This window comes from Marinobacter sp. es.048 (assembly GCF_900188435.1).
Lineage (GTDB): Bacteria > Pseudomonadota > Gammaproteobacteria > Pseudomonadales > Oleiphilaceae > Marinobacter.
In genome coordinates this window covers 2,283,804-2,300,261 of the sequence record NZ_FYFA01000001.1, presented here as the reverse complement: position 1 = coordinate 2,300,261, position 16,458 = coordinate 2,283,804, and the positions used below count along the sequence as shown (strand labels likewise).

The following is a 16,458-nucleotide window of genomic DNA, read 5'->3' as shown; positions in this document are numbered from 1 at the left end:
GAAATCTTAACCGCCGCACTTTATCACAAACCGGTACTGCCCGGCGGTTTCAGAACTGCTCATCAACTGGTGATCAGACAGCTGCAGGAAGGCCGGGATGTCACGGGCCGAACCCGCATCCGTGGCGATCACCTCGAGTTCTTCGCCGGGCGCCATGCTGTTAAGTTCCAATTTCGTTTTCAGCAGCGGCATCGGGCAGCGCAACCCGGAAGCATCAAGCGTTCGATCAACCATACTAGCGATACACCATCACAAAATAATAAGCGGATTTAACAAGCAGGCATTATGCCGACAGTGATAATGTATTGCATCACAATCCTCTTCAAGCAGGGGATCCGAACTTTTTCTCGCCAAACGCTGTCAAACGGCGAATCAGACCACAGGCACCCGGCACTACATGATTGTTAACCAACCCCGACCCCGCACAATCCCGGCACTGGCCCTCACGGCCCTGCTGGCACTGTTGCTCGCTTCCTTTCCGGCGCATCCCCAGGAAAGCAGGCTACCGAGCATTGGCGGTACTGGTGGAGGCCTGATTGCGGGTCAGCAGGAATCGGATATAGGCCAGCAAGTCATGGTGTCGATCCGACGTTCAGCACCGAGGATCAGTGACCCGCTGGTCTATGATTACCTCAGCGCCATTACCTATCGCCTGGTGCCCTCGGCTCCACTTCAGGATCGAAACTTGACCCTGGCACTGATCGACAGCCCCGCCATTAACGCGTTTGCCGTGCCCGGAGGCATTGTTGGCGTCAACGGTGGTTTGTTCCTCAATGCGGCCACCGAGCAACAGTTTGCTTCTGTTCTCGCCCACGAGCTGGCCCATCTCAGCCAACGGCATTTCGCCCGGCGCATGGAGCAGCAGGAAACGAGTGCGCCACTCACACTCGCAGGTATGATTGCCGGCATTGTACTGTCGGCAGTCACCCAGTCGGATATTGGTTTTGCCGCCATTGCAGGAACACAGGCCCTGGCGGCCCAGAACATGCTTGCCTACAGCCGCTCCCATGAACAGGAAGCCGACCGGGTCGGTCTGGACATTCTGGCGAGCGCCGGGATGGACCCTCGTGGCATGCCGGAAATGTTTGAAATCATGATGCGCCAGAACCGCATGCAGGGAAATCGACTGCCCGAATACCTTTCCACACACCCGTTAACCCAGAGCCGTGTGGCCGACACCCGAAGCCGTGCCGAGCAGTATCCGGATGAAAACATCCGGGACGGTCAGGAATATCACCTGATGCGCAGCCGCCTACAGGTACACTACGCGCCTTCTCCCGACGTTGCCGTAGAGACCTTCGAGGCCTACCTTGATCGACCGGACGCCCAGAAAAACGACGCTATCCGGTATGGCTTATCAGTGGCCTATCTCGAAGACAGGCAATACGACAAGGCCGTGGGCATACTGAACGATCTGCTGGCCAGAAACCCCGGGCGAATTACTTTTCAGGTGACCCTGGCGGAAGTCAGGCTGGCACAAAATCGCATCGACGAGGCACGCGTTATCCTGAAAAACGCGCTGGACAGGAACCCGGGGAACTACCCTATCACCCACACCCTGGCCCGCACGGAAATCGCAGACGGCAATGGCGCGGCAGCGGCTGAATACCTGAGACAGCTGACCCGTCAGCTTCCTGGGCAGGAACACTTGTGGCTCAAACTGGCCGAGGCCGAGGGCATGGCAAGAAACATAGTTGGCGTGCATCGCGCCCGCGCAGAATACGATGTCCTGATGGGGGATCTGGAGTCGGCCCAGCGTCAGCTCAGGCAAGCGCAGGAGAAGTTGCCGGCAGGGGCGCCACAACGGCAGGTAGTGACCGAGCGACTGGCGGAAATCACCAGTCGCTTGCACGCCCTGGCGAATAGCTGATCAGGCGTTGCCCGCAGCCTTGAGGTTCATTTTGGCAGTGAAATCCAGCATGCGCTGCAGTGGTTGCAGAGCTTTCTCTCTGAGCTCCGGATCCACAAGCACTTCCTGGTCTCCCTGCTCCAGCACCTGAAGAAGATTCTCGAGACCGTTCATCGCCATCCAGGGACAGTGGGCGCAACTACGACAGGTGGCGCCATTGCCTGCGGTGGGCGCTTCGATCAGCGTTTTGTTCGGAGCCAGCTGCTGCATCTTGTAGAAGATGCCATTGTCGGTGGCAACGATGAACTTTTCATTGGGCAAGGTCTGGACAGCGTGAATCAGCTGCGAGGTTGAACCTACAACGTCTGCCATCTCAACCACGGCATCGGGCGATTCCGGGTGAACCAACACAGCCGCGTCCGGATACAGGGCCTTCAGATCCTCCAGACCGCGGTATTTGAACTCCTCGTGGACAATGCACGAACCGTCCCAGAGCAGCATATCTGCACCAGTGGTTTTCTGGACGTAGTGTCCAAGGTGCTTGTCCGGCGCCCAGAGAATTTTCTCGCCGCTAGCATCCAGATCTTCAACAATCGCCTGGGCACAGCTTGAGGTTACCACCCAGTCCGCCCTCGCCTTCACCGCCGCCGACGTATTGGCATAAACCACGACCGTACGATCCGGGTGCTGGTCGCAAAACTCGGCGAACTCATCGGCAGGACAGCCGACATCCAGAGAACAGGTGGCCTCAAGCGTCGGCATCAGAACACGCTTTTCCGGATTCAGAATCTTGGCGGTTTCACCCATGAATCTTACGCCGGCGACCACGACGGTTGAGGCGGAATGCTGGTTACCAAAACGAGCCATCTCGAGGGAATCCGCAACACAGCCACCGGTTTCTTCGGCAAGGCGCTGAATGTCAGGATCAGTGTAGTAATGGGCCACAAGCACCGCATCCTGATCCTTCAGAACCGACTTGATACGAGCCTCCAGCTCGGACTTTTCGTCCTCGCTTAGCGGCTTCGGCTCGGCGGCATGGGCCAGGTGTTCTTGCACAAGAATACGGTCTTCAGCGTATGTCATTACTGCGTCTCTGTGTTGCATTGACGGAGGGATTATAGCATTCATCCCCAGCCTTAATATTTCTGAAACAGTGCTAACACAACTTTGTGATAGCTTTTTCTGTTACCTGTTTACCTAGGTAAGAACGTATACGCAAAAAAAAAGAGCCCGGAGGCTCTTTTTTCACAAAAACCCGCAGGTTCCTGTTATTTGGTGGGTCGTGAAGGATTCGAACCTTCGACCAATTGGTTAAAAGCCAACTGCTCTACCAACTGAGCTAACGACCCTGAACTGCAACTGAAGCCGTGACTTCAATCCATACCGAACGACTCAGCCCACCCGGTATTTCGTGTTTGGTGGGTCGTGAAGGATTCGAACCTTCGACCAATTGGTTAAAAGCCAACTGCTCTACCAACTGAGCTAACGACCCAAACGAGGCGCATATAGTAATGATTTTTGGCCGTTGATCAACCCCTTTTCTCAGGTTTCTCAACATTTTTGCCGCGCCCGGCTATCAGCTGTTCTGGGACTCGAGAAACTTCCGGGCCAGGTCCGCAGCGCTGCTGGACGGGTAATCCTCAATCACTGTTTGCATGCTGCGCCGAGCCTGTTCCTTTTCACCCAGGCGATCATGGGTCACGCCCAGCTTGTAGACGGCATCCGGGGCCTTACGGTGATCGGCAAAGCGGGTAGCAACGATGGTAAACGCCTGCTTTGCCTGCTCAAGCTGCGGCTTGACCAGGTACACCTCACCCAGCCAGTAATAGGCGTTCACAGTCAGATCACCCTCCGGATATTCATCAATGAACTCGTATATCCGACTGATGGCTTCATCGTATTTTTTCTGGTTACGGATCAGATCCTGGATCTGTTCGTAGGCCTTTCGCTCTTTCGCACCCGGCTGGCGATATTCCCTTGCCGCTGGCGCTGATCCGGAAACCGTAGAGCTATTACCGGTGCCGCTGGCCTCGGGAGCGGGTTGCGCAGACACTTTCTCCGAGAGATCCAGAATACGCTGGTCCAGATCGATATAGCGGTCACGCCCCTGTTGCTGCAGACGGTTAATCAGGTGTCTCTGCTCTTCGACTTCGCCCTGGAGACGCCTGACCTCACCCTGAAGCTGCTGGATCATGTAGAACAGCTCAGCGGTCGCCTGGCTATTATTGCCATTACGCTGAGTGTCCTGTGCTGATTGCGCCAGGGCAACGCCCGCATGCCCGAGAGCAAGCGGGAGCAACACTGTCGCCATGAGGTTTTTTCTCATGGTTCTTCCTGTGTGATTACTCAAATACGAGTTCCACGCGACGGTTCTGGGCCCACGCACTCTCGCTGGAACCCATCACTGCCGGCTTCTCTTCACCATAGCTTACGGTTTCGAGCTGGCCACGTGAAGCGCCATTGACAATCAGGAAGCGTTGTACAGCGTTGGCACGACGCTCACCGAGAGCCAGGTTGTATTCCTTGGTGCCGCGCTCGTCGGCGTGACCCTCGATACGCACATTCTGACCCGGGTTGTTGGCGAGGAAACGCGCATGAGCTACCAGCACGTCACGGGCTTCCTGCTTGATTTCGGCGGTGTCGAAATCAAAGTAAAACACGGTAACTTCGCGCAGAGCCTGCTGCTCGGCCTGCTCGCGCGCGGCCATGCGCTCTTCTTCGGTCATGGCTGAAGAAGAAACACCGCCCTGGTCATCACCGCCATAAACGGTGGAGCCGCCTTCCTGATCAACAGCAGTCACATCGGAACCATACTCACCGCCGTCCTCTGAGGTACCACCGGTGGAGCTACAGCCAGCTACAAGACCTACGGACAAGAGCAGTGCAAAGGCTTTTGATTGAGTTGAAAAATTCATATTTCCTTCCTTCCAGTTGAGTTACGTGATTATTTGAACGATTGCCGACGCCGACAGGCACGGGCAATCAGCGAACCAAAGGTCCCCAGGCGGGCTCACGCACATCGCCTTCGGATGCGGGCAAGCTGTAGGCTGCCCCGCCATCCGCAGAAATCACCGTGAGCACGTTGCTTCCGTTCTGCCGGGTGGCATAGATCAGCATCTGGCCGTTAGGCGCAACGCTGGGAGACTCATCAGATTCCGTTCGAGTAAGGATGGTCTCCTCCCCTGTTTCCAGTTCGGTACGGGCAATGTGAAATGCCCGATCCCGCTGGTGAACGTAATAAACAAAGTTGCCGTCATTGTCGGGCCTGGGTCGGGCGTTGTAACGGCTGCCGAAGGTGATACGGCGGGGCTCCGCACCCGGTGTTTCCATGTGGTAAATCTGTGGCCCGCCGGAACGATCCGAGGTGAAGAAAATCCCCTTACCACTGGCGTCCCAGCTCGGTTCCGTATCAATAGCCCAGTGGTTGGTAAGCTTGGTCAGCTGCCGACTATCCAGATTCATCCGGTAAATCTCAGCATTGCCATCTTTCGAGAGTGTCATCAGCAACGACCGGCCATCGTCGGACCAGGCCGGCGCCGAATTGAGCCCTGGAAAGTCCGCCACTTTGGTACGCTTACCGGTCGAAAGTTCATGGACAAAAATGACCGGCTTTCCGGTTTCGAACGAGACATAGGCCAGCTTCTCACCATCCGGTGACCAGGCCGGTGACAGGATGGGCTCCTGGCTTTCAAGCCGGATTCTGGCACGCTTGCCGTCCACGTCACTGACCTGCAGACGATAACGGGGTTTGCCATTGGCGGTGTCAAGCGTGATGTAGGCAAGTTTCGTTGAGAAAGCGCCAGGCACCCCGGTGATAGCCTCATACACCTTGTCGCTGATGTGGTGAGCGAGTGAGCGCATATTGGAAGCGGGTGCCGCCGCCGTTTCACCGAGAATCCGCTCCTCGCGGTTTACATCGAACAGCTCATACCGGGCCTGGACACGGTCGCCGCTTCGGCTGAGCGCGCCCACCAGGACGTATCGCTGGCCGAGCAAACGCCAATCCCGAAAATATACTTCTTCCCGCCTGGATGGCAGGCTCAGCATCTTCTCTGGAGGCAGGGTCCGGAATTCGCCCGTCATGGTCAGATCGGCCTGAACAATGCTGCTGACCTTGTCTCCGGCCGGCATCTGTCCGGACTCAGCGAAGGGCACTACCGCAACAGGAATGGCAGAATCCGCGCCTTCTGTAATTCGGATCAACAGTTCCGCACGGGCTGCCGAAACCGCGAAAAAGGCCAGGGCCATGGCGGCGAGAAGCGTTCTGGACGGTTTGGACCAAATCCGATGTGTCATGGTGTTATCCGCATCCTTATCTCAACCGGCGTGGGTTGAATTCAATCGTAAACTGTCGGAAATACCGTTCAAAGGTATCCCGATCATTGGGTATCGGGTAACGGCTCAGGGAACGCACCGCTCCCAGAGCGGAGTTATCGAACGCGGTGTTGCCGCTACTACTGACCAAACGCACTCCGGCAAGTTCACCCGTCGGTAACAGGGTAATCTGGAGCCGCGCGGTCATCTCTTCCGTGGCCGAAGATGGCGGATACCATGCCTGGCTCAAGCGCTCCCGGATCAGTGCCTGGTATTTCTCGCTCTCAGACAGCATCTGAGCTTCCCGGGCTTTCGCGGCAGCCGCCTCCTGCTGGCGACGCGCTTCCTCTTCCCGAGCCCGTTGAGCCGCCTCCGCCTGCGCCTCAAGCTGCTGCTCCCTGAGCTTCCGCTCTGCCTCGAGACGTTTGCGCTCAGCTTCCTGGCGAGCCAGTTCTTCCTGACGCTTGCGTTCGGCCTCTTCCCGCTTCCGCTGCTCTTCCTGCCGCCGTTTTTCTTCTTCGGCTTTTCGTTTTGCCTCTTCTTGACGCCGTTTTTCTTCCTCAGCTTTTTGCCGGGCCCGTTCCTTGGCTTCCGCTTCCGCCTTCTGACGAGCAGCTTCTGCTTCACGGGCTTTCCGGGCTTCGCGTTCTTTCGCCTCGGCTTCCTGACGCTCACGCTCTTTCTGCTGCTGAAGTCGTTTCTGTTCTTCCTGGCGTTTCTGCTCTGCGATGCGGCGGGCCTCTTCTTCCTGCCGTTGCCGCTCTGCTTCTTCCTCTTGACGTTGCTCTTCGGCACGACGCTCTTCGTCGCGCTTTTGCTGATCGACCGGCTCTACCACCGGGCTTGGTTCAGGCTCCTGCTGGGTAATCAGCCGTGCCGATATGCTTCTGGGTGGCGGCTCATGATCGGTACTGGTCCAGGACCAACCTGCAAGCGCGATACCCAGAATCAACAGGTGCAGCGTTACCGAAAGGGCCACCGGTGATTTCCAGGGTGGCACGCCGGTTGTGGTTACTTCCCGCTGGTGATCTTTCACAACACTCCTGCCCGCACCACTGTCAATTGTCGTCCTGGGGTGATTCAGTGATCAGGCCGATGCTGCTCGCCCCGGCACTCTGTAATTCCGCCATCAGCCTGACAACGGTGCCGTAAGGAACGTTCTCATCGCCGCGCACCAGAATCTCGCTTGAAGTGCGCTGCGAAAGAATTTTGGAAACCTGCGCCCGCAAGTCAGACAACGTCATAGGATCACTGCCCTCGTCACCGATTTCGACGTAGTACGCACCATTCGCATCGACCGAAACAATAATGGACTCAACATCCTTATCAGCCTGAATAGGATCAGAGGTGGTCTGAGGCAGATCGACCTTTACTCCCTGCGTCAGCATCGGGGCGGTAACCATGAAGATGATCAGCAGCACCAACATTACATCAATGTACGGAACCACATTGATCTCCGACATTGGCTTGCGCCGGTTTTCCGGCATCATTCCCATGCCTTTCATAAAGCAGCGCTCCTAAGCTGATCCCTGCCCATGAATTTCCGTGCCCTCATGCGACACCCTTTTCGCTCTGGTGCACGCGACGATGGAGAATGCTGGAAAACTCATCGGCAAAGGTTTCATAGTTCTTCAGCAGTGCATCGGACATGGCCGAGAAACGGTTGTAGGCGATAACCGCCGGTATTGCTGCGAACAAGCCCATAGCGGTTGCGATGAGAGCCTCTGAGATGCCGGGCGCCACTGTGGCCAGGGTTGCCTGCTGAACCTGAGCCAGCCCTCGGAACGAATTCATGATGCCCCAGACGGTACCAAACAGACCGATGTACGGACTGGTTGAGCCGACCGTCGCGAGAAACGGCAGACTCGCCTCCAGCCGCTCATGCTCCCGGGAGAAGGCCACGCGCATCGCCCGTTGAGTACCCTCCATAACTGCATCAGCATCCCGGCTTTGCTGACGCAACCGGGAAAATTCCTTGAAACCGGCCCGGAACAGGGATTCCATGCCGGAAAAGGGGGTTGGATCGGCATTCACCTCACGGTAGAGCTGCCCCAGATCCATGCCTGACCAGAAACGCTCTTCAAACGCCAACTGAGCCCGCTTGGCTTTGCGGAATACCTGCAGGCGCTGGAAAATCAACGCCCAGGACATGATCGATGCCAGGGCCAGCAAAAGCATGACCAGCTGTACCAAGACACCGGCATTGGCAATGAGGTACCAGACTGAAAGTTCTGAATCCACTTCTTACTCCTGGCTCGTTCTGTTTATCGTTTCAGTGGGCTGGACATTCCTGGCCAGCAGTTCCTGCATATTTGTCGGTAACCGGCGGGGACGACCGGAATCAAGCGCTACGCAGGCTACCCGCACATCACTGTCACTCAGCAACTTTCGGTCTTCGGCCCGCATCACACGCTGACGAAAATCCATCCAGACCCTGCCAAAAGCGACCGGTTCAGCAGTGACCAGCAGTTCGTCGTCAAGCTTTGCCGGTACCGCATAGTGAATAGTCAGCCGCTGCACAACATAACTGATATTGTCTGCCAGACCCGCCCTCAGCCCAACTCCGCAACTGCGCACCCATTCGGTTCGGGCCCGCTCCATGTAATGGAGATATTTGGCATGAAATACGATACCGCCGGCGTCGGTATCCTCAATATAGACCCGGATTGGCAGCTCGAAACGTGCTTCTGGCCCCTGCTCAACCAAAAAGATCGTCCTCCCTGCCGGACTTCGGCGGAATGACGCCAAAGTGCTGATAGGCGTTGGAGGTCACCATCCGTCCCCGCGGGGTCCGGACCATGTAACCCTGCTGTATCAGGAAGGGCTCAAGCACATCCTCGATCGTGCCGCGCTCCTCACTGATTGCCGCCGCAAGGCTCTCGACACCGACAGGCCCACCGTCGAACTTTTCGATCATGGCCAACAGCAGTCGACGGTCCATATGGTCGAAACCCTGGTTATCCACTTTCAACATGTTCAGGGCCTGATCCGCTATGTCGGAAGTAATCTGACCGTCGGCGCGGACCTCCGCAAAATCCCGCACACGGCGCAACAAACGGTTGGCGATCCGTGGCGTGCCCCTTGACCGGCGGGCGATTTCAAATGCGCCTGCCTCATCAACGGCAACCGAAGAAAGTCGCGCTGAACGCAAAATGATGCTGGTGAGATCTTCGGTGTTGTAGAACTCCAGACGCTGGACAATCCCGAAGCGATCCCGCAAGGGCGATGTCAGCAATCCCGCGCGGGTTGTAGCCCCAACAAGGGTGAACGGCGGCAGGTCCAACTTGATGGAACGGGCAGCCGGACCCTCACCAATCATGATATCGAGCTGGTAATCTTCCATCGCGGGATAGAGGACTTCTTCTACGGCGGCGCTGAGACGGTGAATCTCGTCGATGAAGAGAACGTCACCTTCTTCGAGATTGGTAAGCATTGCTGCCAGGTCCCCGGCTTTTTCAAGCACCGGACCGGAGGTTGTCTTGATGGATACACCCATCTCATTGGCAATGATATTGGCCAGGGTTGTCTTGCCCAGACCGGGCGGGCCAAAGATCAGAACATGATCCAGGGCTTCCTGGCGGCCCCTTGCGGCAGATATAAATATATCCATCTGCTCACGGACCGTAGGCTGGCCAACATATTCAGCCAGCAGGGTCGGGCGAATGGCCCTGTCCTGTACTTCCTCGTATTCACCGGCCCGGGCCGAGATCAACCGGTCGGATTCGATCATGGCATCACCCATAGTTTGGGAATCAACATCGTGCCTCACGTTTGCCCGCTATTCCAGCGCAGCACCAATTGTACAAAGGGGTTTGCAGGTGTCACGTTACGCTCTCTACAGGTTCGCGACAGGTTTTTTCGATCAGGCCGGTATCATGTTTCGCAGGGCCAGACGGATGAGGGTTTCGCTGTTCATGCCCTCCTCGGCCACTTTGCTGATGGCCTTGGCGGCCTCCTGGGGCTTGTAGCCCAGCGCAATCAGTGCGGCTTCCGCTTCCTCGGTCGCTGCCGGCCCGAGAGATGGACCCTGACCGCCCATTTGATCCAGCCCTGTCGTCTCAAGCGACGTTGGCACAAATTGCCCTTCAAGTTGCCCTATCCGGTCCGTCATTTCAATAAGAAGCCGTTCTGCGGTTTTCTTGCCAACACCAGGAAGTTTGACCAGTGAGGCGGAGTCGCGGTTCTCGACGCAGCGAATAAACTGCTGGGCGTCCAGACCGGAAAGAATGCCGACCGCCAGTTTCGGGCCAACACCGTTGACCTTGATTAGCAAGCGGAACAGGTCCCGGTCCAGGCTGGAGGCAAAACCGTACAGGCTCTGGGCATCTTCGCGGACGGCAAAATGGGTGTGCAGGGTCACTTCATCGCCGGTTTCCGGCAGATGAAAGAAAGTGGTGTAGGGAATATCGACTTCGTACCCCAGACCGGCGCATTCAACCAGCGCCTGGCCCGGAGCCTTTTCAACCAGAATACCTCGGATACGACCAATCAAGCTGAATCTCCTGTCGCTCCTGTGAGCGGTTTATTGTTGTCGCACGCGACCACTTCTGACCTTGCCGGCCCCACTGGCCACCCGCAGAATACTCTGGCTCATGTGGGCATGGCACATGGCAATTGCCAGCGCATCGGCCGCATCGGCCTGGGGCTTGCGTGAGAGTGAGAGCAACACCTGAACCATGTGCTGCACCTGGGACTTGTCTGCGCCACCTTTGCCAACCACCGCCTGCTTTACCTGCCTTGCGGAGTACTCATGAACCGCCAGCCCACTGTTGGCGGCACTGACGATGGCCGCACCACGGGCCTGGCCAAGTTTCAGGGCGGAGTCAGGATTGCGGGCCATGAACACTTGCTCAATGGCGAATTCTTCCGGTCGGTACTCTCCGATCAGGGTGGCAAGGCTCTGAAAGATCGTCTGAAGGCGCTCCGCCATGGGCTTCTCCCCCACCCGGATACAGCCACTGTCGATGTACTCGATGTGTCGACCATCCGCCCGAATGACGCCGTAACCGGTAATTCGTGATCCCGGATCAACGCCAAGAATTATCGCCACATCAATGCCCCTGACTGGTCACAGCGATTCCATGATCTCGCTGGAGATATCCGCGTTGTGATAGACATTCTGAACATCGTCCAGATCTTCGAGCATATCAATGAGCTTGAGGATGGTTTCTGCGCCGTCCCGATCCAGCTCCACCCGCGTGGATGGAACCATGGTTACTTCGGCATTGTCAGGTACCAGCCCTGCATTGACCAGCGATTCCTTTACGTCCAGAAACTGCTCGGGCGTGGTGACAATTTCCCAGGATCCGTCGTCCTGGGCCGCAAGATCTTCGGCACCGGCGTTGAGTACGGCTTCCACGAGCCTGTCCTCGTCCCACTCCGGGCCGTAGCTTATGATGCCCTGCTTGCTGAACAGGTAGGCCACCGATCCGTCGGTACCAAGATTGCCACCCATTTTGTTGAACGCGTGGCGGATTTCGGCAACAGAACGGTTTTTGTTATCGGTCATGACTTCCACGAATATCGCCACTCCGCCCGGGCCGTAGCCTTCGTAGGTCAGCTCTTCGTAGTTGTCGTCATCGCCACCACCGGCGCCGCGCTCTACCGCGCGCTCGATGGTGTCTTTTTTCATATTCGCGGTGAGCGCCTTGTCGATGACCGCGCGCAGACGGGGATTATCATCGGGATTCCCCCCGCCCTGGCGCGCGGCTACGGTCAGCTCACGAATGATTTTGGTGAAGATCTTGCCCCGCCTGGCATCCTGTGCTGCCTTGCGGTGCTTGATGTTGGCCCACTTACTGTGACCCGCCATACAGCTCCTCCCTTAAATCAAAGCACTGACTTACTCGTTGCCCTCGCCGGCTTCCGCCTTGTTGCCTTCAACCGGCTTCGAAGGCTTGCGCAGGCGGATGTGCAGCTCTCGCAGCTGCTTCTCATCCACTTCGCCGGGCGCCTGGGTCATCAGACAGGTGGCGCTCTGGGTTTTCGGGAATGCGATGACGTCACGGATGGACGAAGCGCCGGTCATCAGCATGACCAGACGGTCCAGCCCGAACGCCAGACCACCGTGGGGCGGGCAACCGAACTTCAGGGCGTCCAGCAGGAAGCCGAACTTGGCCCGGGCTTCTTCTTCACCGATACCCAGGATACGGAATACCGCTTCCTGCATTTTCTCATCGTGGATACGGATGGAACCGCCGCCCAGCTCGGTGCCGTTCAACACCATATCGTAGGCGCGGGAGAGTGCGTTGGCCGGGTCTGAGGCCAGATCTTCCGGGCTGCAGGAAGGCGCGGTGAACGGGTGGTGAATCGCTGTCAGGCCGCCGTCCGGAGTCTCCTCAAACATCGGGAAATCAACCACCCACAGCGGCGCCCATTCACTGGTCAGCATATCCAGGTCGTGACCAACCTTGATTCGCAGCGCACCCAGTGCCTCATTAACCACCGTGGTCTTGTCAGCGCCGAAGAAAACGATGTCGCCATCTTCTGCGCCAACCCGTTCCATGATTCCCTGCACGACCTCTTCGCCCAGGAACTTGATGATCGGAGACTGCAGGCCTTCGACGCCCTTGGACAGGTCATTTACCTTGATATAGGCGAGACCTTTGGCACCGTATATGCCGACAAATTTGGTGTAGTCGTCAATCTGTTTGCGGCTCAGATCGCCACCTTTCGGCACCCTGAGGGCGGCGACTCGGCCTTTGCGATCCTTGGCCGGGCCGGCAAAAACCTTGAAGTCGACGCTTTCGACCAGATCCGCCACATCAACCAGTTCCAGAGGGATGCGAAGGTCCGGTTTGTCACTGCCGTAACGCTGCATGGCCTCGAAGTGCGGCATACGCGGGAACGACGGCAGCTCAACATCCAGCACATCCTTGAACAGCGCCCGGATCATGTCTTCGTTCAGCTTCATCAGAGTCTCTTCATCAATAAAAGAGGCCTCGATGTCTACCTGGGTAAACTCCGGCTGACGGTCTGCGCGCAGGTCTTCATCCCGGAAACACTTGGCGATCTGGTAGTAACGGTCGACACCAGACACCATCAGGAGCTGCTTGAACAACTGCGGCGACTGCGGCAGTGCAAAGAAGGATCCCTCGTGGGTACGGCTCGGCACCAGGTAATCCCGCGCACCTTCCGGCGTGGCACGGGTCAGGATGGGGGTTTCCACATCCATGAAGCCGTTGCTGTCCAGGTAGTTACGGATGTAGCTGGTTACCCGGGAACGGAAACGCAGGCGGTTGATCATTTCAGGGCGACGCAGGTCCACAAACCGATAGCGCAGACGCACGTCCTCGCCTACGTCCACATGCTCGTCCAGCGGGAACGGCGGCGTTGCCGCGGCGTTCAGGATGCTCAGTTCCTTGCCCAGAAGCTCAACCTGCCCGGTCGGCATGTTGTTGTTCTCGGTGCCGGCAGGACGACGACGCACCCGACCAGTGACCTTGATCACGAACTCGCTACGAACTTTCTCCGCGAGCGCAAAGCTCTCAGGGGTATCAGGATCAACAACCACCTGCGACATACCATCCCGATCCCGCAGATCCAGGAAGATAACCCCACCGTGGTCACGGCGGCGGTGGACCCATCCGCAAAGTGTGACTTCCTGATCGATGTAGGATTCGTTAATCCCACCGCAATAATGACTGCGCATACCGGTTCCCGTTACGTTTAATGTGTTCGAATTTGGTGCTTGTATGTGCCCGCTCAAAAAATGAAGCGACCATAGCGGAAAAGCCGCCCATTATAAACACAATGACGCTGAAAATCAGGCGTACTGGCAAGCAAATCAGGTAGCCGGATGACTGCAGGTTTTCAGCCCGCTAGAATGCTTCCTTTTCCAAAGGCGGATGGAGTCTGACGTTGGCCACCAGAGCGGAGCAGAAACTGAAAACCCGGCGGGCACTGATGGATGCAGCGCTCTCGCAACTGAGCGCTGATCGGGGCTTTGGCAGCCTGAGTTTGCGGGAAGTTGCCCGGGAAGCGGGCATCGCCCCTACGTCTTTCTACCGGCACTTTGCGGAGCTTGATGAACTGGGCCTGGCTCTGGTGGACGAAGGTGGCGTTGCGTTGAGGCAACTGATGCGTCAGGCCCGAAAGCGGATTGCCCGTGACGGTGGCAGCGCCATTTCGACGTCCGTGGAAACATTCATGGAGTACCTGGGCAACAACGCGAATCTGTTCCGGCTCATGCTTCGGGAAAGAACCGGAGTGTCCAAGCCTTTTCGGACAGCGGTTAAGGCCGAGATTGATCATTTTGTCACCGAACTGGCGGACGACCTTCGGCGGATTGCAGAAGAACAGAACAAGCCACTCTCAGAGGCCAGGCTGGTGGCCGAATCCATGGTCACGCTGGTCTTCAATCAGGGAGCTGAAGCCTTGGATGCAACGCCGGCGGAGCGTGAAGAGCTGAAGGCCAAGCTGAAAACCGAGCTCAGAATGATATTGGTCGGATCCCAGACACTGGCGAAACGTCAGTAACCTGCCCTGCGACTAAACGCCGGCCTGGAGCTCGGCAAGCAACGGAGCCAGCCGCTGCCGGACCTGCTCCAACTCCTTTTCGGAATAAGGCACCGGCGCCTGCTTGCCCCATATCGGGCCCGGCCAGGCCGGATCGCCCTCAAATCGCACGATGTGATGAAGATGAAGCTGGGTCACCATGTTGCCGAGGGCAGCGACGTTCATCTTGTCGCCACCAAAAGCATCCATCATGGTTTCACTGAGGGCCGAGGACTCGCGGACCAGCTGGTGCTGCTGATCCGCCGACAACTGGTATATCTCCCGGATCCCGGCAACCGCCGGCACCAAGAGCACCCACGGCCAGGTACTGTCGTTCATCAGCCGGATTTCACACAGCGAGGTGCTTCCAAGGCCAATTGTGTCGGCCTCCAGTCGCTCATGTAATCGGAAAACCACCGGCTCACTCATGATCCCCTCCCGTTATCGGTATATCAGTCCGAGTGGAACTGTGTGCGGCCACGGCCAATGGCGTAGTAAATGAGGCCGTAGCGATCAAGCATTTCCGGTTCATACAGGTTACGGCCGTCAAAGACCACCGGCTCACGGATGGTCGCGGCAATGGATTCGAAGTCCGGCGAACGGAATTCTTTCCACTCGGTGCAGATAGCGAGGACATCCGCCCCCTTAATAGCCTGTTCTTTAGTGCCGCACAGGGTCAGGCCATCCTGGTCACCATAAAGTCGCTGGGTCTCCTCCATGGCCTCCGGGTCAAAAGCCTGGACCCTGGCGCCGGCTTTCCAGAGATCTTCCATCAGGGTGCGGGAGGAAGCTTCGCGCATGTCATCGGTGTTGGGTTTGAACGCCAGCCCCCAGATGGCAACAACCTTGCCATTCAGATCGCCCCCAAAATAATGGCTGATCTTGTCGAACAGCACGTGCTTCTGGGCGTAGTTAACACCTTCCACGGCATTGAGCAGCCGCGCGTCGTAGCCACAGTCACTGGCGGTTCGGGCCAGGGCCTGAACATCCTTCGGGAAACAGGAACCGCCGTAACCGCAACCCGGGTAGATGAAGTGATAACCAATGCGTGGGTCGGAACCAATGCCCCGGCGCACCGCTTCAATATCGGCTCCCAGCCGCTCTGCCAGGTTGGCGATTTCGTTCATAAAGCTGATCTTGGTGGCCAGCATGGAGTTGGCCGCATACTTGGTGAGCTCCGCGGACCGCAGGTCCATAAAGATCATACGGTCGTGATTGCGGTTGAACGGGTAGTAGACTTCGCGCAGCAACTCCGCCGCCCGCTCGCTGTCGGTGCCGACAATAATACGATCCGGCTTCATGAAATCGTTGATAGCCGCCCCTTCCTTGAGGAACTCCGGGTTGGACACCACATCAAACTCCAGCTCCAGACCTCGACGGTCCAGCTGGGCGCGAACCGCCGCTTTTACTTTGTCGCCGGTACCGACCGGTACGGTGGACTTGTCGACCACCACCTTGTAGTCCTCCATGTGCTCGCCAATGGAACGGGCCACAGCGGTAACATATTGTAGGTCGGCAGAGCCGTCTTCGTCGGGAGGCGTGCCCACGGCAATAAACTGCAAGGTTCCGTGGCGAACCGCTTCTTCTGTATCGGTTGTGAAGGAAAGGCGACCCGCTTCAACCGTGTGCTTTACGATACTTTCCAGGCCAGGTTCGTAAATGGGGATGTGACCGTTTTTCAGCTTCTCAATCTTGCCCTGGTCAACATCCATACACAGAACGTTATGGCCAACATCTGCCAGACATGCGCCGGTTACCAGGCCCACATAACCTGTTCCAAAAATCGTTATTTTCATCCT

The 16,458-nt window shown here is 57.3% G+C and carries 18 protein-coding genes and 2 tRNA genes; 2 read left to right on the top strand and 18 right to left on the bottom strand.

Annotated features, from left to right (window positions below; translation table 11 throughout):
• Positions 1 to 6: 6 nt before the first annotated feature.
• The gene (locus CFT65_RS10665) at positions 7 to 234 is read right to left on the bottom strand and encodes a sulfurtransferase TusA family protein (protein WP_088828032.1); all 228 of its coding nucleotides are present in this window, start codon (positions 232 to 234) and stop codon (positions 7 to 9) included.
• A 163-nt stretch (positions 235 to 397) separates the two neighbouring features.
• Here CFT65_RS10665 and CFT65_RS10660 point away from each other — a divergent pair, with 163 nt between their 5' ends.
• On the top strand, positions 398 to 1,870 hold the full coding sequence (locus tag CFT65_RS10660; RefSeq protein WP_172408455.1) for a M48 family metalloprotease: 1,473 nt from the start codon (positions 398 to 400) through the stop codon (positions 1,868 to 1,870).
• Here CFT65_RS10660 and nadA read toward each other — a convergent pair whose 3' ends face one another.
• From nadA to aspS, 15 genes are all read right to left on the bottom strand, one after another.
• Entirely contained in the window at positions 1,871 to 2,932 is a 1,062-nt protein-coding gene (gene nadA, locus CFT65_RS10655) for a quinolinate synthase NadA (protein WP_088828031.1), read from the bottom strand.
• Between the two features lie 190 nt (positions 2,933 to 3,122).
• Positions 3,123 to 3,198 (bottom strand) — tRNA-Lys (locus CFT65_RS10650).
• Between the two features lie 67 nt (positions 3,199 to 3,265).
• Positions 3,266 to 3,341, bottom strand: a tRNA-Lys gene (locus CFT65_RS10645).
• 84 nt (positions 3,342 to 3,425) lie between these two features.
• On the bottom strand, positions 3,426 to 4,175 hold the full coding sequence (gene ybgF / locus CFT65_RS10640; protein WP_088828030.1) for a tol-pal system protein YbgF: 750 nt from the start codon (positions 4,173 to 4,175) through the stop codon (positions 3,426 to 3,428).
• A 16-nt stretch (positions 4,176 to 4,191) separates the two neighbouring features.
• Positions 4,192 to 4,764, bottom strand: a complete 573-nt coding sequence (gene pal / locus CFT65_RS10635; RefSeq protein WP_088828029.1) for a peptidoglycan-associated lipoprotein Pal — start codon at positions 4,762 to 4,764, stop codon at positions 4,192 to 4,194.
• A 67-nt stretch (positions 4,765 to 4,831) separates the two neighbouring features.
• On the bottom strand, positions 4,832 to 6,097 hold the full coding sequence (tolB, locus tag CFT65_RS10630; RefSeq protein WP_228705838.1) for a Tol-Pal system beta propeller repeat protein TolB: 1,266 nt from the start codon (positions 6,095 to 6,097) through the stop codon (positions 4,832 to 4,834).
• A 64-nt stretch (positions 6,098 to 6,161) separates the two neighbouring features.
• Positions 6,162 to 7,142: a cell envelope integrity protein TolA gene (tolA, locus tag CFT65_RS10625; RefSeq protein ID WP_088828220.1), complete on the bottom strand. Its 981-nt coding sequence runs from the start codon at positions 7,140 to 7,142 to the stop codon at positions 6,162 to 6,164.
• Positions 7,143 to 7,221: 79 nt separating this feature from the next.
• A complete protein-coding gene (gene tolR / locus CFT65_RS10620) occupies positions 7,222 to 7,668 on the bottom strand; it encodes a protein TolR (RefSeq protein ID WP_088828027.1) in 447 nt (148 codons plus the stop codon).
• Between the two features lie 46 nt (positions 7,669 to 7,714).
• Entirely contained in the window at positions 7,715 to 8,404 is a 690-nt protein-coding gene (tolQ, locus tag CFT65_RS10615) for a protein TolQ (RefSeq protein WP_088828026.1), read from the bottom strand.
• 3 nt (positions 8,405 to 8,407) lie between these two features.
• Positions 8,408 to 8,869, bottom strand: a complete 462-nt coding sequence (locus CFT65_RS10610; RefSeq protein WP_088828025.1) for a YbgC/FadM family acyl-CoA thioesterase — start codon at positions 8,867 to 8,869, stop codon at positions 8,408 to 8,410.
• Positions 8,862 to 9,893 (bottom strand): Holliday junction branch migration DNA helicase RuvB, encoded by a 1,032-nt coding sequence (gene ruvB, locus CFT65_RS10605; protein ID WP_088828219.1) that lies wholly within the window; start codon positions 9,891 to 9,893, stop codon positions 8,862 to 8,864. The genes CFT65_RS10610 and ruvB overlap by 8 nt, the downstream gene beginning before the upstream one ends.
• A 132-nt stretch (positions 9,894 to 10,025) precedes the next feature.
• On the bottom strand, positions 10,026 to 10,655 hold the full coding sequence (ruvA, locus tag CFT65_RS10600) for a Holliday junction branch migration protein RuvA (protein ID WP_088828024.1): 630 nt from the start codon (positions 10,653 to 10,655) through the stop codon (positions 10,026 to 10,028).
• Between the two features lie 30 nt (positions 10,656 to 10,685).
• The gene (gene ruvC / locus CFT65_RS10595) at positions 10,686 to 11,213 is read right to left on the bottom strand and encodes a crossover junction endodeoxyribonuclease RuvC (protein WP_014577393.1); all 528 of its coding nucleotides are present in this window, start codon (positions 11,211 to 11,213) and stop codon (positions 10,686 to 10,688) included.
• 18 nt (positions 11,214 to 11,231) lie between these two features.
• Positions 11,232 to 11,975: a YebC/PmpR family DNA-binding transcriptional regulator gene (locus CFT65_RS10590; RefSeq protein WP_088828023.1), complete on the bottom strand. Its 744-nt coding sequence runs from the start codon at positions 11,973 to 11,975 to the stop codon at positions 11,232 to 11,234.
• A gap of 30 nt (positions 11,976 to 12,005) precedes the next feature.
• Positions 12,006 to 13,814, bottom strand: a complete 1,809-nt coding sequence (gene aspS, locus CFT65_RS10585) for an aspartate--tRNA ligase (RefSeq protein WP_088828022.1) — start codon at positions 13,812 to 13,814, stop codon at positions 12,006 to 12,008.
• Between the two features lie 209 nt (positions 13,815 to 14,023).
• On the opposite strand from aspS, the gene fabR reads away from it, so the two are divergent.
• Positions 14,024 to 14,641 (top strand): HTH-type transcriptional repressor FabR, encoded by a 618-nt coding sequence (fabR, locus tag CFT65_RS10580; RefSeq protein WP_088828021.1) that lies wholly within the window; start codon positions 14,024 to 14,026, stop codon positions 14,639 to 14,641.
• Between the two features lie 12 nt (positions 14,642 to 14,653).
• Here fabR and CFT65_RS10575 read toward each other — a convergent pair whose 3' ends face one another.
• Positions 14,654 to 15,088: an HIT domain-containing protein gene (locus tag CFT65_RS10575; RefSeq protein WP_088828020.1), complete on the bottom strand. Its 435-nt coding sequence runs from the start codon at positions 15,086 to 15,088 to the stop codon at positions 14,654 to 14,656.
• Positions 15,089 to 15,111: 23 nt separating this feature from the next.
• Complete coding sequence (locus CFT65_RS10570) at positions 15,112 to 16,455, bottom strand: UDP-glucose dehydrogenase family protein (protein WP_088828019.1); 1,344 nt, start codon at positions 16,453 to 16,455, stop codon at positions 15,112 to 15,114.
• Positions 16,456 to 16,458 lie beyond the last annotated feature (3 nt).